This is a genomic window from Pseudoalteromonas sp. 2CM28B (genome assembly GCF_023161935.1).
Window position 1 is genome coordinate 13429 of record NZ_JALNTH010000061.1, and the last position, 20780, is coordinate 34208.

The window sequence follows — 20780 nt, forward strand, 5'->3', positions numbered from 1 at the left end:
ACAGAGTTTAATTTTTTCGGTAACTTTATATTACAAAAAAGAATAATCAAATTACTTTTATATAGCGCACTTTTTATAAATTATTTTAAGTGCGCATTTAAATGATTATTGGCCGTACATTGAATCCCACCATTGTGGTTCATTTTTTAACTCTTTATCAAAGTAAGCCAACATGGTGTTCCACCAATTAAAACGCTTATCGCGTGCAAATATTTGATGATCGGCTCCTTTGTACTCAATCATTTCAACATCTTTATTTAGCAGTTTTAGCGCGGTGTACATAGTTAAGCTTTCACCTACTGGCACATTCGTATCGCTGTCACCATGAATAAGCAGTAATGGCGTGGTCACTTTATCGGCATGAAACACTGGGCTATGTTGGCTATAAAGTTCAGAGTTATTCCACGGGAAACTATTTTTAGAGGCTTCGCCTGAGTATAAATATCCCCACCATCCTTCACCCCAGTAAGAAGTTAAGTTTGAAATTCCCGCATGAGCAATAGACGCGCTGAACATATCGGTTTTAGTAGCAAGCAGCATCGTCATAAATCCACCGTAAGATGCTCCTAAATTACCGACTTTATTTCTGTCTACAAAATCATATTTAGCTAAAAATGCCTCTGTGCCTTGCATAATGTCATCGGCGGTATAATCGCCCCATGCATTGACATGTTGCGCTGAAAACGCTTGTCCAAAGCCCGTTGCACCAGTTGGCTGTACCACATAAACCACATAGCCGTTCGCTGCCCATAAATTAAAAGGGTAACGTCCTGTAAATCCACGAGTCACAGGTGAGGTGCCACCATAGTAATAGACCAGAGCAGGGTGCTTTTTAGTTTTATCAATATTACTTGGCAAGTAAACACGACCAGATATTTCTACGCCACGCTTATTGGTAAAGTTAAATTCTTCAAGCTTAGGAATCGTGGTATTGGCATATGCAATCGGGTTTGAATCCCAGATTAACTCCACTTTATTTTTGCTTACGTCAAAGCGCTTGAGTTGTTGGGCGCTTGAAGCATTACTGCCAGAGAGCAGTAGCTGGGTATTGCGAGTATTTGAAAAACTAAACTGTTCTACAATATCAAACCCTGTATCTAACTTTTTAAAGCGTTGTTTACTAAGATCATATAAATACAGTGGTTGGGTGTCTTTTTCTGTCACTTTGATTAATGCATCGCCATTGCTTAGTACTTCCAATGTGCCAATCGCAGGGTCAAATTGTTTACTTAACGCCGTTACTTTTTTAGCGTTATCGGTTAGTAAATACAGCTGGCCATCATAATTATTCGCCAGCATGGTTTGCGGTAGTACTCTGCCTGCGCCATTTTTAAAATCAGGGCCTGCAACAACATAAATATTGTTTGCGGTATATTTCGCTTGATTAAAGGTTTTAAACTTACCTAACGATTTTATGCTGTTGGATTTTAATGTAAGTTCAACCAGCTCAGTCTCTGGATGGGTTGAGGCTTGCATGGCCATTACTGGACGACTCATTAATAGTTTTCCACGGTTGCTATTAGCATCTTCAAGTTGATGGCTTAATACGCCTTCGGTCAGGGCTTTGGTTAAACCACTTTGGGTATCGAGTAAATATAATTGGCTAACCGTACGGGCGTAAGACCAACGGTCTTGCAAGCCTTTATGATGTTTAGTGAGGCTATTGGTTTCTTCAGGTGATTTGGACCAGCTAAAAAGAATACTATTATCGTTGTAATAGCTAAAGTTGCTTGCCCCCTCAAGGCCTGAGGCTAAGGTTTTTATAGCGAAAGTTTTACGGTTTAACTGCTTTAACTCGCCGTTGAGTAAATAGACTAAAAATTGATTATCAGGACTCCAAGTGAATTGGCTAGGCTGCGCTTCTTCAAATCGGTATACCGTTTGGTTATTAGTATTTTTAAGCTCGGTTGTGGTAATGGCGTCGTTGCCTGTTTTATCGCTGTAACGCTTTGTTGTACTTAAGTAATGCTTAGCATCAGGTGACAAAGACAAGCTGCTAATAGTTGGGGCGTCAAACAATTGCTTAGCCGATAAGCGCTTGGTTTTATTGGTGGTTAGGGTGACAACATCAGTGTCTGCTTTTGGCACAAACTCTAAGGTGACATCATTCCAATTAGCAACCTGTTGAGCAATGACAATAACGGTGTGTGAGCCGTTATTTAAAGCAAGCTGATAGCGTTGGTTTTCACCACTTTGTTTCTCACCGTTAATAAAAACCTGGCCTTGCTCTATTCCTTTAATGTTTAAGGAGCCTTGAGTAAATCGGTTAGTTTCAATATTAAATTTAAGTGCTTGTAAACCGCCTAAAGTAAGCGCGTTAATTTTATCAAGTGGTTGCCACTTGTGCTTTTTACCAAACACAACAAAGCTTTCTTTATTTGATTCAAGTTGTGCAAGCAGATTACTGATAATCACGTCGCCATACGGTGTTTGAAATGGCTTTGCTTGCATGTCTTCTGCAAGAGGCCCGATAAACTGGATTTTTGATTGATCGAGTGGGGCGGCTAAGGTCGTTATACTCAAACTACTTAATGTTAGCAGGGTTGCTAAGTAAGTAAAACGTTTTGCGTAACGATGCCAAGGTGCGCTTAAATTCATTGTTATGCCTATTATTATTGGGTATTTGGCCAAATATAGCATGTATTGTTATGATGCTCATATATCCAATTTAGAGGAAAAAAAGTGACACTATTAATCGTTTACATGGTTACAGCGATTGTGATTTCGTTTTTGTGTTCAATAATGGAGGCGGTGCTATTGAGCATTTCACCTAGTTATGTTGCGCTGCTTCGTAAAGAGCGGCCAGTACTGGCTAAGCAACTAGAGAAGCTAAAAAGTAATATCGATCAGCCATTAGCGGCTATTTTAACACTTAATACTGTTGCACATACTGCCGGTGCTGCGGGCGTGGGCGCACAGGCTGCCGTGGTGTTTTCAGATGCGGCTGTGGGGATTGCGTCTGCGATTATGACTTTATTGGTACTGGTGTTATCTGAAATTATTCCTAAAACGCTGGGGGCTAATTATTGGCGTGCTTTAACGCCTAGTGTGACTTATGGTTTACGTATTTTGGTACTAGTCCTTAAGCCTTTTGTTTGGGCAGCACAAAAGCTAACTAATTTGATGGGTCAAAAGCATAATGAGGCCTATTATATTCGCCAAGAAATAGAAGCAATGGCCGACATTGGCAGTGAGTCTGGGGCGCTTCATGCTGATGAATCAGAAATCATTCGTAATTTGCTGCACTTTAGGCATGCAAAACTAACCGATTTAATGACACCGCGTACGGTCATTTTTAAAATCCATAAAGATCTTACCGTTAATCAATACTTGAGTGAACACGGTTCGTCGTCATTCTCTCGAGTGCTAATTTATGACAAAGACGCTGACGATATCATAGGCTTTGTACATAAAAACGATATTATGTTGGCATATCATCGGTTAGGCACAGATTACAAAATTAGTAAGTTAGTTAAACCTATCTATACGGTACCGAGCACCCAAAACGTATCGTCGTTATTACAAACATTGCTCACCCAACGTACCCACATTTGCTTAGTGATTGACGAATACGGTGATGTGCAAGGAATTGTAACGCTCGAGGATATGATAGAAGCGTTAATGGGCTTAGAAATAGTGGATGAGCGAGATCAATCAACCAATATGCGCGCCGTAGCAAAGCAGCGTTGGCACCAGCGTTTAGCTGATAGTGAGCATATCGTCAGCGCCGACGATAATGAATCTCGTTAGCTGTTTTTTGTTTTAGCAGCTGTTTTTATCCAGTGTTGTGCCCACGAGATAAATTCAGTTTTTGCCTTTGGGCAACTAAATAAAAAGCCCTGTATAGCTAAATTTGTTTGATAATGCTTGAGGTAAGCCAGCTCTTCGGGGCGTTCAACGCCTTCGGCCACTAGCTCAAGCTGCTCTTGGGTTGTCATATTAATTAGTGAGCTGACTACCACTTGAGAAAACTTATCGGTTTCTATGTGGCTAATAAACGAGCGATCTATTTTTACTTCTGTAAATGGCAGCTGTTTGAGTTGGTTAATATTAGTAAAACCAGTGCCAAAGTCATCGAGTGAAATACCAAAGCCGAATATTCTTAATCTATTTAAGGTTTCGAGTTGAGTGTAGCTTGAAAGGGCATGCTGCTCGGTTATTTCAAGCACCACATCACTGGGTAAAACATCATGTTTTTGTAGAAGCTGTAATAACTTATTGGGGCTGTTTAAATCATCTAACTGACACGGCGATAAGTTAAATGACAATTTCAAATTTGTACCCAGCTGCTCTTTTAGTTGCTTGATGTCCCTACAGGCTTTTTCAAATAGCGTAAACGTAATGTCATTGATTAAATCGCATTGCTCAGCCAGGCTGATAAAACGGCTTGGTAAAATAACTCGCTCGTCTTTACTTGATACAATGCGAGCCAGCACTTCCACACTTTGTTTAGGTTTATAGTAAGGTGTTATTTCATTATTTTTTAATGCGTTAATTAGTTTTTCTTTAGTGATTGGGCGCTCTTTTACAAGTGTGTGCTGTTTAACTGAGCGATTTTGGTAAGTAACGTATTTACCTGACTGAGTTGCACAGGCTTAGATAGGTTGCCAATTAAATGCACATTGTGCTGTTTAGCGAGGTCAGCGGCTAGGCTGATTATTTTAGGGTCCATTTCAGAAATAATAACAACTGCACCGCAATAGCCTATTTCACCTAAGTAACGGAACAGCTCCATGCCATCCATTTCTGGCATATTAAGATCGGTAAATATGGCATCAAAATAGTTTATATCAGGCTTTACTTTCTCTAATGCTGTAACTGCGCTTAAGCAAGTGGTGACTTCTGGCATTTCGAGCTCATTAAAAATCGCTTTCATAACAATTAAAATGGCTTTTGAGTCATCAACAACGAGTATGTTTGGCAATTGAGTTCGCATTGGTGTCCTTGGTAGTTGTAGCTTACTTCCTGTAATACTAAAAAGAGTCGCTTGAATAGTTTTTGTCAGTATTTCAGGCATTTTTACCTTAAATTATCGCTAATAAAATGATGCTAGCTCACTCGTGTTTTTTTGGTGGAAAGGTATACTAGCGCCATAATTTATAATGGGTATAACAATGATAAAAGTCGATCTTTCTCTGGCAGAGCAACCGTTTACGCTGATGATAGCCGATCAGCAAGTTGTAAAAATATTTCATGATCAGCAAGCGATAGCATTTGAAAACCCACGTGAAAATTATGTCGAGTTTATGCTTGATGAGCAGTTAATTGGTATTGATAGCAGCGAAGTAAGCCAGCAAAGCTTGGTGCTATATGTAAATAATCAGTTTGCAACTCAGTTAGCTTTACCTGCAGCAGCACAAGGCGAACCTAAAAAAGGGTTTTTAGGGCTCGCGGCGCTTGGCTTTAAATTATTTAAAAGCGCTAAGGTTGTTAAGGTGGCGCTTGCCAGTGCATCGGTAGCGGGTTATGCATGGCTGTTTACCATTGAGTTTGCGTTAATGCTGATTGCTTGCTTGGTGGTACACGAGTATGGCCATGTACGTGCAATGAAGTATTTTGGCATTAAAACCAAAGGTATTTATTTAATTCCCTTTGTTGGTGGTCTTGCTGTGAGCGACGATAAAATAACTACGCGCTGGCAAGATGTGGTTATATCACTTATGGGGCCTGCCTTTGGCTTGTTTACCTCAGTGCTAGGTGTGGTGCTTTATTACGCTACAGAAATGGAAATATTTGCCGGTGTTGCAGTGCTTAGTGCACTGCTTAACTTATTTAACTTACTGCCTATTTTACCGCTAGATGGTGGGCATGTATTAAAGAGTATCAGCTTTTCTATGCGTTCGTGGATTGGCCTAAGTGTATGCTTGCTGGGTGTGTTTTTTGGTTTATGGCTTAGCTATACGTTTGGCTTGATGTTACTGGTGTTCTTTTTGTTTGTGGGCGCACTGGAAATTGTATTTGAATGGCGCGGTCGACATTACTCCCATTTAATACCACTAGATAAATACGGACAAGGTTTTTCAGCGGTTATGTATGCACTCGTCGTTGCAGGACACGTCGCGGTGATGATGCACTTTGCTGACTCTGAAAATGCAATTTTAAGCCTGCCGATGAAGATTCTATCGAGTTAGCAATAATAACAGCATGATGGCTTAAAGTTTGTTCATTGTGCTGTTTTTTTGTGCTGCGGTTGTTGTTTTTTTAAGGTTTTTATGTATTTATTGTTGTTTTTTTGTAATTGAAGATGTAGTGTGCCGACACTAGGGTTGTTCAGGGATGTTGTTTAGAAAGGAAGCTGTCGCTCAGCAAAGTGAGCGTTTAACGGGGGCTATTACCCTCGCACAACCTTTATCAATAAAATTAACTGTGTTTATTCTGGCTTGTGTGGCTATCGCAGTTATTACCTTTTTATTCACCGCAGAATACTCACGCAAAGAAACCGTGCGCGGGTTTTTAATGCCCAACAAAGGGGTGATCCAGAGCTTTGCTAATCAAGGCGGCATGATTGAGCAGTTATTTGTACAAGAGGGCGATGCTGTTGTAAAAGGTCAGCCACTAGCGACTATTATTGTGCAGCAAAATAATAGCCAAGGTGTTGCATTAAGCACCCAGCTTGTTGAGCAGTTAAGTATGCAAATACAGCTGCTTAATGACGAAATCACACAAAATCATACCTTACAAAAGCAAGAGTCACTAAACTTGCAAGCGCAAAAACGTGCACTGACTAATGAGCAAGCTGCATTACAAAGCCAGCTTAAACTGACCGATGAAAAACTCGCACTACTTAACCGCCAGCAGAGTAACCTTAATCAACTTAATAAAAATGGCTTTTTATCAAACATTGAGCGCGAGCAACAACAGCAAGCCCTGTTAGATGCTAAGCAAGAAAAACAAAACCTAGCACGTTTGCTGATGCAGCAAGAAAACCAGTTAAGCCAACTTAACTTTAGTATTGCCAACGTACCACAGCAATATACGCTGCGTATAAATAGCCTTAAACGCCAGCAAGCGGATATTCAAAACCAGCTCACACAAATTAAAAGTAACTACCAATATACAATCACCGCCAGTAACAGCGGTGTGGTGACGGGGATTCAAGTAGTAGAAGGTGAAACACTCACTCAAGCCAAACCACTACTGCATATTATTCCCGAAGGTTCAGAATTAGTGGCTGAATTACTATTACCTACTCGCTCAGCAGGTTTTATTGCGCTTGGTAACGATACGCGCTTGCGCTTTGATGCTTTCCCTTATCAACGCTTTGGTTTTATTAACAGTAAAATTAGCCGGATTGACAAAGCACTCATTACCCCAAACGAAATACGTTTGCCTATCGCATTGCAAGAGCCAGTATACCGCTTGCGAGCAACACTCAACCAACAACAAATGCAGGCTTATGGTAAAGCGTTTGATTTAAAAAGCGGTATGTTATTTGAGGCAGATATTATGCTCGAGCAACGCACATTGATTGAGTGGCTCCTTGAGCCGCTGTACAGCCTAAAAGGGCGTGTGAGCTAATCGCGAGGAGTGGGAACTAGGTCAGAATTTATTCCGATAACAAAAAAATCATCTGTTTAATATGCGGTAATAAGCAATATTAACCAGAGAATAGAGCGGCTGACTTTAGTCAAACTTTAGCGAGTAGCTAAAGCCAGCCTATTAACCGTTAGCTCAAACAGTTGAGCTAACACATTAACAACCCGATGACTTAACTAAAAATCATCGGATTTAAGGAGTGTAACATTATGCGTGAATTAAACGTAAAAGAAATTCAAGAAGTGAATGGTGGGCTGATCATCAACCCCGTGACTGCTTGGGTTGCCGTTCGAGTGGTGCAAATAGCTACGCCTTACATACAAGCTGGAGTAACGGCAGCGGTTGGGGCTGCTGCAGCGGCAGCTGGTTATGATAATGCGCAGGAGTAATATTATGAAAGAACTGAATTGCATAGAGTTAAAGGAGGTTAACGGTGGCTTAGCCTTTATACCTATTCTAATTGTTACAGCTGCTAGTGCATATGCAGGAGGTTATGCATGGGGATCGTATCAAAAGTCTAAAAGTGAAACTCAAGCTCCGAAAGGGGGCTGTGAGCCAACTTGTTAACTTGTTTTTACAGGCGCACACCTTGTGCGCCATTTTTAAAGAGAGTTTATTATATGTTTGAAGTAAAATGCCCTCACTGCACTAAAGGTTTATCTATTAGATACAGGTTGGCTTTGGTTTATAAGTTTCATGGTACATGTAGGTTCTGTGGCCGAGATTACCTACCTAAACGGAAGTCAATGTTAGTTAGCTCTGCAGTTCTTGCTATATTTATAAGTCTACTTTGTAAAACATATTACGAGATGGATACTGTAAGTTTGGTTATATTAACTGTTGTCGCTGTCTTTATTATACAGCTGCCTTTTAATCTATTTTATAGTCTTGATCGCTTAGATGATTAAGTTTCACTATGTTGAATTTTTCTGAAGCTAAAACAGCCCCCTTAATCCTTCAATCCGAAATAGCTGAATGCGGTCTAGCTTCTATGGCGATGGTGGCGTGTTATCACGGCCATAAGCTGGATATGCCTGCGATGCGTAAGCGTTTTTCGGCTAATCTAAAAGGTATGAACTTACAGCAGTTGATTGAGCTGGGCGATAACTTGGGGCTCGCCAGTCGTGCGCTGCAATGCCCGCTTGATGAAGTACATAAACTGCACACGCCCTGTATTTTACACTGGGATATGAATCACTTTGTGGTATTAACCAGAGTTTCTGGCAAAGGCACAACAGCTAAGTTTGCTATTAATGACCCTGCTGTAGGTAAACGCAGTTTAAATGCCGAAGAGTTCAGTAAGCACTTTACCGGTATTTGTTTAGAGCTCACGCCAACTAGTAAGTTTGAGGCTAAACAAGAACAAGCAAGAATGCAGTTTACCCAGCTTTGGAGCACCATGAAGGGCTTAAAAGCAGGGTTACTAAAACTGATTGCGTTATCACTCGTATTGCAATTATTTGCTTTAATGACTCCTTATTATATGCAGTGGGTGGTGGATGAAGTCTTAATCAGTTTTGATGAGTCGTTATTAACGGTACTGGCTATGGGGTTTGCTCTTATTGCGATTATTTCGGTGGTGACTAATGCGGTGCGGAGCTGGTTGATTTTACGGCTTTCAAGTTTGCTCAATATGCAAATGGGCGTGAACTTGCTCAGGCACTTATTACGCCTACCGATGAATTATTTTGAGTCCCGTCATGTCGGCGATATAGTGTCGCGCTTTGGCTCCTTGGCACAAATACGAGAGCGCATAACTACAGGGTTTGTAGAGACTCTGGTCGATGGTGTGATGGCCATTACCGTACTCATTATGATGCTTATTTATTCGCTGAAACTCACTGCGGTAGTTGTCGGCGCAATTGTACTGTATACCTTAGTGCGTTTGGCGCTTTACAGGCCACTGCATCAAGCCACTGAAGAAATGATCCAAAACTCTGCCAAAGAGCAATCAAACTTTTTAGAAAACATTCGCGGTATGCAAACCATCAAACTGTTTGGTAATGAATCGCAGCGCCAAGGCATTTGGCAAAACCGCTATGCCGAGGTAATAAATAGTGAAATCCGTTTAGGACGATTAAACATAAGTTTTGATTCATTTAATAAACTGTTATTTGGCCTTGAAAATGTATTAGTAATTTACTTTGCAGCGTCATTGGTAATGAGCAATAGCCTGTCGGTAGGTATGGTACTGGCGTTTATTGCCTATAAAAACCAGCTGACTAGTCGCTTTGCTAATTTAATAGAACAAATAATCCAATTTAAAATGATGCGCTTACACTTAGACCGTATCGCTGATATAGCACTGACTAAACAAGAAGCTAATCGTGACGGTGAAATGGCCTATACCGGTGATGACGAGGGTAATGTTAAAGGTCAGCTTACCCTTGAGAATATTTGCTTTAGTTATAGTGAAGAGCAAGCGCCTATTCTAAATAACGTTAACTTAATCTTGAATGCGGGCGACTCGATTGCGATTACCGGGCCTTCAGGTGCAGGTAAAACTACCTTGATGAAAATTATGCTCGGGTTATTACAACCTACCTCAGGTAAAGTGCTGCTTGATGGTAAAGACATTACCCAGCTTGGCCTTAAAAATTACCGCAAACAAATAGCTGCCGTGATGCAAGATGAAACGCTATTAGCAGGCTCAATCGCCGATAACATCAGTTTTTTTGACCCACAACCCAATTACTTAAAAATAGAGCAATGTGCCCATCATGCCGCTATTCATGATGATACTACTCAAATGACGACGGGTTATAACTCATTAGTGGGTGATATGGGCTCAAATTTATCCGGTGGGCAAGTACAGCGTTTGCTCCTTGCGCGGGCGCTTTATCAATCGCCGTGTGTGTTATTTATGGACGAAGCAACCAGTCATTTAGATAAAGATAACGAGGCTAAAATAAGTGAGCAAATACAGCACTTACCCATCACACGGATTATGATTGCTCATCGCCAAGAAACCATTAATATGGCAGATAAAGTATTTGAACTTAAAGATGGAGAGCTGGTGAATATACAACAGCAAACGGAAAGTGCGTAATGTTGGGTAGTAAAAAATAATTTAAAAGTTTTGGTGGTTTGCTAAATGCAAACAACCGAAAAGACGGCCAGCTTTAGTTAACTTTAGCGAGCAGCTAAAGCCAGCCTCTTAACCGCTCACCCAATTGTAAGGTTGAGCATATTAACAACCCGATGACTTAACTAAAAGCATCGGATATATGGAGTATAACAAAATGCGTGAATTAAGCGTGAATGAATTTCAAGAAGTGAATGGTGGATGTGCAGAACATTGTTGGGGAGATTTTTCTTCAAAAGATTTATCTTCGGCAATGTCTGCTGGTGGTATGTTGGGCGTTAAAGGGGCACTTGTTGCTGGTGCTGTATATATAGCTGCAGTAGCTTGGTTTGATTTGAAGTAGTGAGATATAAAGTACTTTTAATTCAGATAATTGCAACTTTTTTTATATGGTCTTCTCTTAACTTATTATATGAAAATTATATTCACTTTACAGATGAAGTATATAAATTTTCTTATTATATGCTCATAGTCTTAGTTGTTATTTACTTCAATAGAAAGTTGCGAGCATATCTTTTGAAAGATAAAAAGTAGTAGCTTTAATATGATTGAGTTTTACTATTTAGGTTTAATATGACTATTGGGTTTAATTTAGCAATAATGTTAAGAAAGAGGAAGCAGAGCCGCTGCGAACGTTGCTGTTTATTACATGATAATTCATTGTGTACATGTCCTCACTGCTCTTCCTTGATGGGTGATCAGCTTTTAGATTATAAGCTTAAGAATCAAAAGAAAGTTCATAATATGGGTAAGTTTTTCATTGTATTATCACTTTTTTTATTTTTTTGCTTACTAATAAGTTTTTTTCTCTACGGATAAAAGCTCAATACCAAGGAAATAAACACCCCAGTAATAATCAGCTGTACCACGCAAAAGCCCATGATGTCTTTGGCTTTTAGGCCGGCAATGGCCAGTACCGGTAAAGCCCAGAATGGCTGAATCAGATTAGTCCAGGCATCTCCCCATGCTACCGCCATAGCAACCCTAGGCATATCGGCCCCTAAAGCCTGTGCGGCGGGTATTACAATGGGGGCTTGTACCGCCCATTGGCCGCCGCCTGATGGCACAAATATATTAACGAGTCCTGCACTTATAAAACTGTAAAATGGCAAGCTATCGGCATCTGCTATGGCAATAAAGCCCTGTGATATTTGTTGTGCTAGCCCTGTATCGACCATTACCGCCATAATACCGGCATAAAAAGGGAACTGAATTACAATTCCTGCGCCACTCGGAATCGCTTGTTGCAAGCTATTAAGTACATTATGGGGTGTTTGATGCAGAGTGATTGCCATAAACAAAAACAGGGCAATTACGCTATTGAGGTTTAAGCCGCCACCTGCGATAAAAAAGTAATAACCTAAGTAGGCAAGTCCGAGTAATCCAATGCCCATGCCTAGCAGTTTGCTTTGTTCTAAATGTTGCGCAGGGCGTGTTATTGTTACTTTATCAGGTGGTGTGTTTTCAAGCAGTGAAGGATCAATATAAACACTGTCTTTTTCATTCGGTAGCATGTAGCGGTTAACCAGTGGCATAATGATAAATAAGCCAATCAGAATCGCAATGTTAAAGCCTGCGAATAAGGTTTGCTGTGTGCCAATAATACCCATAGTCGCCTGTGAAAAATGCCCGTCGCTGGCAATGGTGAGTGGTACGGAGCCTGCCAATCCGCCGTGCCATACTACAAAACCTGAGTAAGCACTTGCTACCAATAGCCGATAATCCACTCGAGTCTGTTTAGCAATCGCTTGAGCAAATAAAGCCCCAATCACTAAGCCAAACCCCCAATTAAGCCAGCTTGCTAAAAGCGAAATAAAAGTCACTAAAATAATGGCTTTTGGGGCCGTATTAGCAAACGTTGCTAATTTTGTTAGTAACATACTTATTAACGAGGTACTGGCAAGCATATAGCCTGTTACTAGCACCAACAGCATTTGCATGGCAAAGCTTAGTAAGTTCCAAAACCCGCTACCCCATGATGTTATTACCTCAAGTGTGGTTGCTGGGGTCGCTAAATTCGCAATGCTCAAGGTAATAATAGTGAGCATAATGACAAATATAAATGGGTCGGGTAAGTAGCGCTCGACGAGCTTAGTAAACGGGCTGGCAACTTTATTAAGCATAATTAATAACGAGTTAGTGAAAACTTATTTGTTAATTAATCATGAAATCTTAGGATTAGCAAACACCGCTTTTAATAAACGCTCAGTAAAGCTGACTTTTTAAAGGTTGTTGATGAGGGAATGTCGCTAGCAAATACTTACCTTGGTCGGTATTTGCTAGTTATGCTCAATTAAGAATCACCAAGCACTTGCTTTAAGCGATTTTGTACTTCTTGAACGAGTAAGTCGGGCTGAAATTTTGATAAAAATGCATTACAGCCTACTTTTTCCACCATGGCTTGGTTAAAGCTACCACTCAGGGACGTGTTAAGCACCACATGTAAGTTTTTTAAGCGGTTGTCGTTACGTATTTCATAGGTTAAGCGATAGCCATCCATCGAAGGCATTTCGGCATCAGTAATCACCATAAGTAATTCTTTTTCAACATCGCGGCCTTCATCGGCCCAGCCTTTGAGCATTTGTAGGGCTTCTAGGCCATTACTGGCAGGAATTATTTCGATACCAAGCTGCGATAATGTATCGCTAACTTGCTTGCGGGCTGTTGGCGAATCATCAGCGTGTAGTATTTTTCGCCCAGAGAATTCATTGACTATGGTTTGATCCAACACCCCTTCAGAAATATTAACCTCGTACTCAACTATTTCGGCCAGTACTTTTTCAACATCAATAATTTCTACTAAGTGCTCTATACCGTCACGCTGTACTTTAGTTAGTGCCGTAATATAATGATTTTTACCCACAGAGCTGGGTGGTGGCATAATGTCAGACCAGGTCATGTTCATGATTTGATCAACCTTGCCAATTAAAAAACCTTGAGTGGTACGGTTATATTCAGTTATGACCAGGTTACAATCTTCACCATATTCTTTTTTAGCCATAGAAATGGCTTGGCGAAGGTCAATCACTGGGATAGATTCACCGCGTATATTGGCAACACCGGTTACCTTAGGGTGAGAGTGCGGTATTTTGCTTAAACGGGGAAGCTTTACCACTTCTTTTATTTTAAATACATTGAGTGCAAATAAATGGCGGCTATGCAAATAAAAAAGTAGCAACTCTAAGCGATTTTCGCCTACAAGCTGAGTACGCTGATCAACTGACGCTAAAACACCTGACATAATAGACCCATGTTTTTCCTCATAACTTTATAACTATAGTTTACTCTTATTTTTCTTCATAACGAACCTTGAATATTTCGATTACAGTAAAACGTTGCTTAGGTGTTATCATTTACAGTATCGTGTTACTAAATGATTTAAATAATCAATCGATTAACAAAAAATTATGCATCATATTTTTAAACGTATTGTTGTGCTGTTGCGCAGCCATATTGATCAGGTAAGTTGGCAGTCTGTTGTAATAGCAACATCCCTACATATGCTGCTTACTTGGTGCTTATTGTTAGTGGCAAATGAGCAGGCACTGCTTTCACCGGGTACTTTTTTTTACTACTACACGGTAACCACCTCAACGGTAGGGTATGGGGATTTAAGTCCATCAACTGACTTAGGTCGATGGATTGTCGCATTAATACAAATACCTTTTGGTTTGGCTTTATTTGGTGTCTTGTTGGGTAAAACAGGACAAACAGTAACTTACTTAATTAGGCGCGCTATGACTGGTGATAAAAACTTTGCTCACAGTAGCAACCACATTATTATTTTTGGTTGGCATAATGCTCGAACAAAAAAAATGATCGACTACATTTTGGCTGATACTAAGCGGACAGATCGCCGTATTTTATTAGCGGTTACTGAACAAATAGAGCATCCGTTTTTAAGTAATGAGAATGTTGATTTTGCTCGCCTAACCAGTTTCACCGATTTGGATGAATTAGAACGCGTTGCCATTCGCCACGCCGATAAAGTGATTATTGATGGCCAAGATGACGACCAAACATTTACCACCGCACTGCGTATTAGTCGTTTAGTTAAAGAAGATTGTCACATAAGTGCACACTTTTTTGATGAAACGAAAGTGGAAATGTTATTAGAGCATTGCCACAACGTAGAGTGTAGCAGTACTAAATCGGCAGAGATTTTGGTGCGCTCAATGCAAGACCCAGGCTCAAGTCGTGTACAAGAGGAACTATTATCAACCTTGCACGGTGATACGCAGTTTAGTTTACAAATCCCTAGTAATGTAAAAACCATGGAGTTTGGTAAATTATTTCATTATTTTAAGTACGATCATGATGCAATACTATTAGGGGTGGCTCATAATTTAAGTGCAAAAAATATGGATTTAAATCCACCTTTAGATTACGCAGTGAATGCGGGTGATATACTGCATTATATCGCGCAAGAGCGAGTGTTGAGTGGTGAAGTTGACTGGCCTAGCTTGGAAAAATAATGACTGAAATTGCTTTTTTAATTATTGTTTTATGTGCTTACATTTTCCCTATTATGATAATTCTTAACAGTAAGCGTAGCCAAGGCCATGAAAAAAATGGCTGGCTAGTAGGCGCTATCTTCTTTTCGTGGATAGCGCTGATTCTTTACTTTTCGATTGTGCCCAAGCAAGGGCACGCCAAGAAAAAGTAAAGAATGAGTACCTTTTGTTACTTATTCTAATTGTCTCAGTTTATGCTCAACCAGCGGGTCGTCTGGCGCTAGCTGTTGAGCCACTTCTAATAGTTTAATGGCATCATTTGGATTTTCATCTTGATGCTTAATGGCTACGTCTATTAAAGGTTGAATATCAATTTTTTCTTGGTGCTCTTGCACGTGCGCTGCTTTTTCGTCGATTAAAATAGTGTGAGCGGTACTTAATAACGCTTGACGATGCGGCGAATTAGCATTGGCTTTATTAAGTTTTTTATAATAATCCTCTTTTAAACGCAGTGTTTTTGTTTGTAGCCTAAATTGTGCAATGTCGATTTGTTGATTAGCAATAAAATCAACAGCCACTTGTTTATAAAACCCAAACTTATTTAAATAGGTGGTATGGGTGCCGTGCCCCATCCCAAACACGCGTAAGTGAGTGAGCTGCTTATAGCGTTTAGCATGTTGGCGGTCAATGCGGTTGGTTGGGTCGTAAATAATGTAGCCCTCTGCATCCCCTAAATCTAAATCATGGTAGTCACCTTGCCAGTCATATTGCTGGGCAATGTCGGTACTTGAGCGGTCATCCCAAGGGGCGATAAGTTTGTTTTTAGTGCTAACAGGATGGAAAAGCAGCACTTTGTCGAGTTTGAGTAATTTAGCAAATGCACCCACAGCAAAGCCGCCACGACTAAGTCCATAACCTAGCTTGGTTTCAAAAGGAGAGAGTAGGGTTGATAGTTGCTCAATAAAAAAGATTAAATTGCGGTTACGAAACCAATTACTTTTACCCAAATGCTGAAACGCAATAATATTAACGTTTTGCTTTTGTGCTAAATGATAGCCCCAAGGTGCAAAGTCTTCGTTCAAATCACGCTCTTGTACATCAGTACCGGCAGGTGAAAAAGTAAAAAGCAGGGGTTTGTTGAGATCAACAAAGTGATATTTTACATACACATCACCGAGTAAATCCCCACTAGAGGTAGGTAGTTTTGCTTGCTTCTCATTATCGCTGAGAGTTAACCATTCATCTAACCAGTATAGTAATTTCATTTTTCCTCCAGTGCGCACAAGCTGCAGATCATAGCAAATCTGAGGGCATAAGAGAAATTGAGCCAAGCTATGCTGCGCTGGTGGAGTGCCTTTTTAATGGTAAAATGTATGTTACCTTTGCGACTACTAAGCCATGTTCAAAATTTCATTCCAGTCATTTTCGGTCACTGGCATGACCGATAAACGCCCCCCTTTTTTAAGAGCAATGTCTGTCACTGACTCATTTGCCTTAATTGCTTGCAAGCTCACTATGCTACTGAGATGAGAATGGTAGGTTACTTCCACCACAAACCAACGGGGGGTCTCAACGGTAGCTTTGGCATCATAATAATCGCTACTTAAATCAAACTGAGTCGGATCAGGGTAAGCGGCTTTAGTGACAATTCCTATTCCCGCAACACCAACCTGTTTACAGCTAGAATGATAAATCATCACCAAATCGCCCTTTTGTACATCATCACGAATAAAGTTACGCGCTTGGTAGTTTCGCACGCCTTCCCATAACGTGGTTTGCTCTGAGGCTTGTTTTAAGTCATCAATTGAAAAGGCGTCGGGTTCGGTTTTAAACAGCCAAAAAGCCATATTAGTTTTCCTCACTCAGTGTGTTGGTATTTTTCCAGTATTGTATAGTATCATTTAGAAATTAGGGGATTGAGGAAGAAATAATGAGCCAAGTATTAGATGATTTATTGTCGTTGTTATCACTTGAAGAAATTGAACAAGGTTTATACCGCGGACAAAGCCAAGACTTAGGTTTTAGAGCGGTGTTTGGCGGTCAAGTTATGGGGCAAGCGCTTTCAGCAGCCAAAGAAACACTGCCAGCGGGGCGAATTGTTCACTCATTACATTCTTACTTTTTACGCCCTGGCGACGCTGCAAAACCGATTGTGTACGATGTAGAAGCTATACGTGATGGTAAAAGTTTTAGCACTCGACGTGTCAGTGCGATTCAGTACGGTAAACCAATTTTTTACATGACGGCGTCGTTTCAAGGTGAAGAGCAAGGGTTATCGCATCAAGCGACCATGCCAGATGTTCCAGCTCCTGAAGAGTTACGTTCTTCATTAGAGTTTTATCAAGAAAATGCAGAGCATATTCCAGAAGCTATCCGTAATAAATTTATTCGTGAAATGCCGATTGAAATGCGCCCAGTGAATTTTCATAACCCCTTTAAACCAGAAGCCATTGAACCAGTAAAACATATTTGGTTTAAAGCCAATGGCGATATGCCTGACGATCAACGTATTCATAACTATTTATTAGCGTATGCGTCCGACTTTGAATTTTTACCAACCGCATTACAACCACATGGCGTGTCGTTTATGCAGCCGAATATGCAAGTGGCGACGATTGACCATGCTATGTGGTTTCATCGTCCGTTTAGAATGGATGATTGGATTTTATATACTATTGATAGCCCAAGCGCGAGCTCAGGAAGAGGGCTGGTACGTGGGCAGTTTTTTGACCGCCAAGGAAACTTGGTAGCCTCTACTATTCAAGAAGGGGTAATGCGCCAGCGCTAATCCTAATACCCACTATATTGAATACCTTCAATATAGTGGGTATGGTTTTATTTTACTTGCATTGAGCGTGCACAATATCTGTTATTGACTGCCAAATACGTGCCGGTAATAGCGTTTGTAGTTGCTTGTAAGTCTCGCACAACGCTGGGCTGCCTTGTAGTAAGCCACTGTCTGATTCACTAATCAGCTTTTGTTCGCGTAGGTTTGAAATAAAGCTACTGAGTACCTTTTTATCAAAAAACTCTGGCGTTTTAATGCCATGTAACGTACCCAAGCGCTGCGCCAGCACATAGCTTTCACGTTCAAGCTCTGCTTTTTCAATCCCTTGGCTGGTTTGAATAAAGCCAATCACAATCGCATAACGTTGCAAAGTAAAGCTCAATGCACGACCGAGCATTTCGAGTTTGGCAAAGCTATCGTTATTTTGAGTCACTTTAATGTTATCACCATCAAGCGCAATTAAGCCTTGATCACTAAAGTTAGTTAAAATACGAGTAACGTAGCTCTCATCTAACTCTTGCAAGTACCACTCTTTAGCAAACAATGGATAAAAAGATTTCACCAGCTGATGGCACTGAGTTACGGTGCTTTGATGTTGCTTAAATAAATGCAGCGCCACTAAACTAGGCACCGCAAAAATATGCAAAATGTTATTACGGTAATAGTTGAATAAGGTTTTTTCTTTATCGCTTATCGCAATTATTTCGCCAAACTCATCACTGATCACGTCAAACTTGTTAAGTTTTAAGGCATGTTCAAGTAGCTGCTCTGGTGTTTCATCTGGTGCGGTTATTTTACTGCTATAGCTTGCTTCACGTTGCAATCGTAAGTAAAACTCAAGCTGAGCTAACAGCTTTGGCTTACTCAATGCCTGCTTATCGTTTACCAGCAGTATCATCGCCAGTAGGTTAACAGAGTTAAGTGCGGCGGCATTGTTAATTTTAACCATAACCTGATCAGCAAGGTTAGCCACCTGCGGCCCTAACCATTGTGGTTTTTGCACATCGGTTGCATGAATTGATTCACGCCAGTCAGGCTGGTTATCATTTAAATACTGATTGATAGAAATAGGGTCGCCAAAGTTTAAATAACCACGACCATAGTTTTTTAAATTTTTAATTGCTTTAAAAATACCTAATATCGACTCGCCTTTTTTATCGTTCCCAGCCAGCTCTTTTAAATAGGTATTGATTTCCATGACGTGCTCGTAACCAATATATACCGGCACAATAGATATCGGTCTGTCTATACCGCGCAACATGGCTTGCATTGTCATTGCGAGCATGCCGGTTTTAGGGGGTAGTAAACGTCCCGTTCTGCTGCGCCCACCCTCGGTATAAAACTTTACCGAGTAACCTTTGATAAATAACTGGCTTAAGTATTCTTTAAATACCGCTGAGTAAAGTTTGTTACCAGCAAACGAGCGGCGAATAAAAAACGCGCCACTGCGGCGGAATATGCCACCGGCTGGGAAAAAGTTTAAGTTAATACCCGCTGCAATATGCGGTGGAACAAGCCCTTGATGGTAAATAGAGTAGGTCAGTAGCAAGTAATCCATATGACTACGATGACACGGCATGTAGATTATTTCATGGCCTTTGTTGGTTAGGTCATGGATTTGCTCGGTGTACTTTATATCAATCCCATTATACAGCTTGTTCCAAAGCCAGGTTAATATGCGATCGGCAACGCGAATGGTGGCGTCGCTGTAATTAGCAGCAATTTCATCAAGAAGCTTTAATGCGTTTTGTCGCGCTTGGGCTTGGCTAATATTTTTTTCAGACGCTTCAGTTTGAATCGCTTTTTTTATCGTTGGGGATGCCAGTAGTGAGCTAAATAATTGATCTCGAGATGGGATTTTAGGCCCTGTGGCAGCCAGCTTCTGGCGCTTAAAGTGTACTCTAGCTACGCGAAGTAGTTTATGCGGAAGCTCATTTACATCGGCTTTTTCGTTCACCAATAGTGATAAATCGAGTGGTTGGCTAAAACGAATAAAGTTGTCTCTACCTGAAAAAAGTACAACAAATATTTTTCTAAACCAGCTGGGTGTAAGTGAGTGCGAAAGTAAAGTACTCAGTCCTGGCTTCTCTTTACCCGGCGCTCTGCCCCATAAAATAGTCACAGGCACAACCTGCACATTTTTTTGGCCACTATATAATAAATGTTCAATGATTTGCTTGCCCTGATCTAATGCGTTAGTAGGCTTTTCTTTATTACCAAATAACGGTGGTGGGTTTTTAATGCCAATAAAACGATCTAACGCTTTGTCACCTAACACTTGCTGCTCGGTAGGGTCGGGCAAGCCATTTCGTTTACATACGCGTGCGAGTGCCGCTAAATCAAAGCGTGAATTTAAACGCACTATATAAAAGGTCGGGTTTGTAGGGTTTAACTCAAATTGCTCTAACGGCTTCTCCGGCAGTACTTTGCTTTTAACAAACAAGCGGCTAATACCACCAGAGATAAGATTTAAACCATAATTTAAAATACGCATTGACTCACCATAAGAGAGTTGTTACCCAAATCAATATGGGTATATAACAGCAAAATTAGCGCATAGGATAACATATTATCTAAAAAATCCTCTGCAGATTAATCGACAAGCTATGACATTATAGTGACATCATCACTTCCATTACGTTCACTATTGATAAACTTGACTGTTATTTAAACGACAATTACAAGGCAATTATGTCTAAATAGTTGTTGCATTTATCACCAGCATCATTATAATACGCAGGCTTTCAAAATTCCCTCGGGAACAAGAAAGAATAAATTAAGCTTGGATTTCAAGCTAATAAACAGGAGTTCCGATTTGGAACTCAACGTAGATATAATCTAACAACCGGCATCTTAATTATTAAGATTGTTTCGGTCGTTTTTTTATGCTCTTTAAATGCTCTTTATATTGAGGTTT

16 protein-coding genes and 1 pseudogene are annotated in these 20780 nt (G+C 40.4%); 10 read left to right on the top strand and 7 right to left on the bottom strand.

Annotated elements, in window-relative coordinates:
* Positions 1–105: 105 nt before the first annotated feature.
* Positions 106–2598 carry a S9 family peptidase gene (locus MTN96_RS35125; RefSeq protein ID WP_248534592.1) on the bottom strand — a complete coding sequence of 831 codons (2493 nt, stop codon included), beginning with the start codon at positions 2596–2598 and terminating at the stop codon, positions 106–108.
* Between the two features lie 84 nt (positions 2599–2682).
* Here MTN96_RS35125 and MTN96_RS35130 point away from each other — a divergent pair, with 84 nt between their 5' ends.
* Entirely contained in the window at positions 2683–3750 is a 1068-nt protein-coding gene (locus MTN96_RS35130; protein ID WP_036980883.1) for a hemolysin family protein, read from the top strand.
* Here the strand turns inward: MTN96_RS35130 and MTN96_RS35135 are convergent.
* Positions 3747–4936, bottom strand: a pseudogene (locus MTN96_RS35135) (EAL domain-containing protein). The gene MTN96_RS35130 and the pseudogene MTN96_RS35135 sit on opposite strands and share 4 nt — an antisense overlap.
* A gap of 178 nt (positions 4937–5114) precedes the next feature.
* Here MTN96_RS35135 and MTN96_RS35140 point away from each other — a divergent pair.
* The 6 genes from MTN96_RS35140 (at position 5115) to MTN96_RS35165 (ending at position 10964) form a co-directional block, all read left to right on the top strand.
* The gene (locus MTN96_RS35140; RefSeq protein ID WP_069440202.1) at positions 5115–6131 is read left to right on the top strand and encodes a metalloprotease; all 1017 of its coding nucleotides are present in this window, start codon (positions 5115–5117) and stop codon (positions 6129–6131) included.
* A gap of 145 nt (positions 6132–6276) precedes the next feature.
* On the top strand, positions 6277–7518 hold the full coding sequence (locus MTN96_RS35145) for an HlyD family efflux transporter periplasmic adaptor subunit (RefSeq protein WP_248534594.1): 1242 nt from the start codon (positions 6277–6279) through the stop codon (positions 7516–7518).
* Between the two features lie 227 nt (positions 7519–7745).
* Positions 7746–7925, top strand: coding sequence for a hypothetical protein (locus MTN96_RS35150; RefSeq protein ID WP_248534596.1), 180 nt, complete (start codon positions 7746–7748; stop codon positions 7923–7925).
* A gap of 4 nt (positions 7926–7929) precedes the next feature.
* Positions 7930–8103: a class IIb bacteriocin, lactobin A/cerein 7B family gene (locus tag MTN96_RS35155; protein ID WP_248534598.1), complete on the top strand. Its 174-nt coding sequence runs from the start codon at positions 7930–7932 to the stop codon at positions 8101–8103.
* Between the two features lie 349 nt (positions 8104–8452).
* Positions 8453–10585, top strand: coding sequence for a peptidase domain-containing ABC transporter (locus MTN96_RS35160; protein ID WP_282452156.1), 2133 nt, complete (start codon positions 8453–8455; stop codon positions 10583–10585).
* A 193-nt stretch (positions 10586–10778) separates the two neighbouring features.
* Positions 10779–10964, top strand: coding sequence for a hypothetical protein (locus tag MTN96_RS35165; RefSeq protein ID WP_013463771.1), 186 nt, complete (start codon positions 10779–10781; stop codon positions 10962–10964).
* Between the two features lie 466 nt (positions 10965–11430).
* On the opposite strand, the gene MTN96_RS35170 is transcribed toward MTN96_RS35165, so the two are convergent.
* Positions 11431–12744 carry a short-chain fatty acid transporter gene (locus MTN96_RS35170; RefSeq protein ID WP_248534599.1) on the bottom strand — a complete coding sequence of 438 codons (1314 nt, stop codon included), beginning with the start codon at positions 12742–12744 and terminating at the stop codon, positions 11431–11433.
* A gap of 170 nt (positions 12745–12914) precedes the next feature.
* Entirely contained in the window at positions 12915–13862 is a 948-nt protein-coding gene (locus MTN96_RS35175; RefSeq protein WP_069440205.1) for a chemotaxis protein CheV, read from the bottom strand.
* Positions 13863–14028: 166 nt separating this feature from the next.
* On the opposite strand from MTN96_RS35175, the gene MTN96_RS35180 reads away from it, so the two are divergent.
* Together MTN96_RS35180 and MTN96_RS35185 are read left to right on the top strand one after the other, a co-directional pair.
* Entirely contained in the window at positions 14029–15096 is a 1068-nt protein-coding gene (locus MTN96_RS35180) for a potassium channel family protein (protein ID WP_248534602.1), read from the top strand.
* Positions 15096–15287 (top strand): hypothetical protein, encoded by a 192-nt coding sequence (locus MTN96_RS35185; protein ID WP_013463775.1) that lies wholly within the window; start codon positions 15096–15098, stop codon positions 15285–15287. Before MTN96_RS35180 ends, MTN96_RS35185 begins: the two co-directional genes overlap by 1 nt.
* 21 nt (positions 15288–15308) lie before the next feature.
* Here the strand turns inward: MTN96_RS35185 and MTN96_RS35190 are convergent, their stop codons facing one another.
* On the bottom strand, positions 15309–16340 hold the full coding sequence (locus MTN96_RS35190) for a hypothetical protein (protein WP_036980898.1): 1032 nt from the start codon (positions 16338–16340) through the stop codon (positions 15309–15311).
* Positions 16341–16466: 126 nt separating this feature from the next.
* Positions 16467–16922, bottom strand: coding sequence for an EVE domain-containing protein (locus MTN96_RS35195; RefSeq protein WP_248534604.1), 456 nt, complete (start codon positions 16920–16922; stop codon positions 16467–16469).
* 83 nt (positions 16923–17005) lie between these two features.
* Here MTN96_RS35195 and tesB point away from each other — a divergent pair, with 83 nt between their 5' ends.
* On the top strand, positions 17006–17863 hold the full coding sequence (gene tesB / locus MTN96_RS35200; RefSeq protein WP_248534605.1) for an acyl-CoA thioesterase II: 858 nt from the start codon (positions 17006–17008) through the stop codon (positions 17861–17863).
* 52 nt (positions 17864–17915) lie between these two features.
* On the opposite strand, the gene plsB is transcribed toward tesB, so the two are convergent.
* A complete protein-coding gene (plsB, locus tag MTN96_RS35205) occupies positions 17916–20357 on the bottom strand; it encodes a glycerol-3-phosphate 1-O-acyltransferase PlsB (protein ID WP_248534608.1) in 2442 nt (813 codons plus the stop codon).
* Positions 20358–20780 lie beyond the last annotated feature (423 nt).

Coding starts and splice junctions, on each gene's coding strand:
- MTN96_RS35145 (WP_248534594.1), top strand. CDS start 6,277: ATGTTGTTTAGAAAGGAAGCTGTCGCTCAGCAAAGTGAGCGTTTAACG.
- MTN96_RS35180 (WP_248534602.1), top strand. CDS start 14,029: ATGCATCATATTTTTAAACGTATTGTTGTGCTGTTGCGCAGCCATATT.
- MTN96_RS35160 (WP_282452156.1), top strand. CDS start 8,453: ATGTTGAATTTTTCTGAAGCTAAAACAGCCCCCTTAATCCTTCAATCC.
- MTN96_RS35190 (WP_036980898.1), bottom strand. CDS start 16,340: ATGAAATTACTATACTGGTTAGATGAATGGTTAACTCTCAGCGATAAT.
- MTN96_RS35125 (WP_248534592.1), bottom strand. CDS start 2,598: ATGAATTTAAGCGCACCTTGGCATCGTTACGCAAAACGTTTTACTTAC.
- MTN96_RS35155 (WP_248534598.1), top strand. CDS start 7,930: ATGAAAGAACTGAATTGCATAGAGTTAAAGGAGGTTAACGGTGGCTTA.
- MTN96_RS35175 (WP_069440205.1), bottom strand. CDS start 13,862: ATGTCAGGTGTTTTAGCGTCAGTTGATCAGCGTACTCAGCTTGTAGGC.
- MTN96_RS35195 (WP_248534604.1), bottom strand. CDS start 16,922: ATGGCTTTTTGGCTGTTTAAAACCGAACCCGACGCCTTTTCAATTGAT.
- tesB (WP_248534605.1), top strand. CDS start 17,006: ATGAGCCAAGTATTAGATGATTTATTGTCGTTGTTATCACTTGAAGAA.
- MTN96_RS35170 (WP_248534599.1), bottom strand. CDS start 12,744: ATGCTTAATAAAGTTGCCAGCCCGTTTACTAAGCTCGTCGAGCGCTAC.
- MTN96_RS35150 (WP_248534596.1), top strand. CDS start 7,746: ATGCGTGAATTAAACGTAAAAGAAATTCAAGAAGTGAATGGTGGGCTG.
- MTN96_RS35165 (WP_013463771.1), top strand. CDS start 10,779: ATGCGTGAATTAAGCGTGAATGAATTTCAAGAAGTGAATGGTGGATGT.
- MTN96_RS35185 (WP_013463775.1), top strand. CDS start 15,096: ATGACTGAAATTGCTTTTTTAATTATTGTTTTATGTGCTTACATTTTC.
- plsB (WP_248534608.1), bottom strand. CDS start 20,357: ATGCGTATTTTAAATTATGGTTTAAATCTTATCTCTGGTGGTATTAGC.
- MTN96_RS35140 (WP_069440202.1), top strand. CDS start 5,115: ATGATAAAAGTCGATCTTTCTCTGGCAGAGCAACCGTTTACGCTGATG.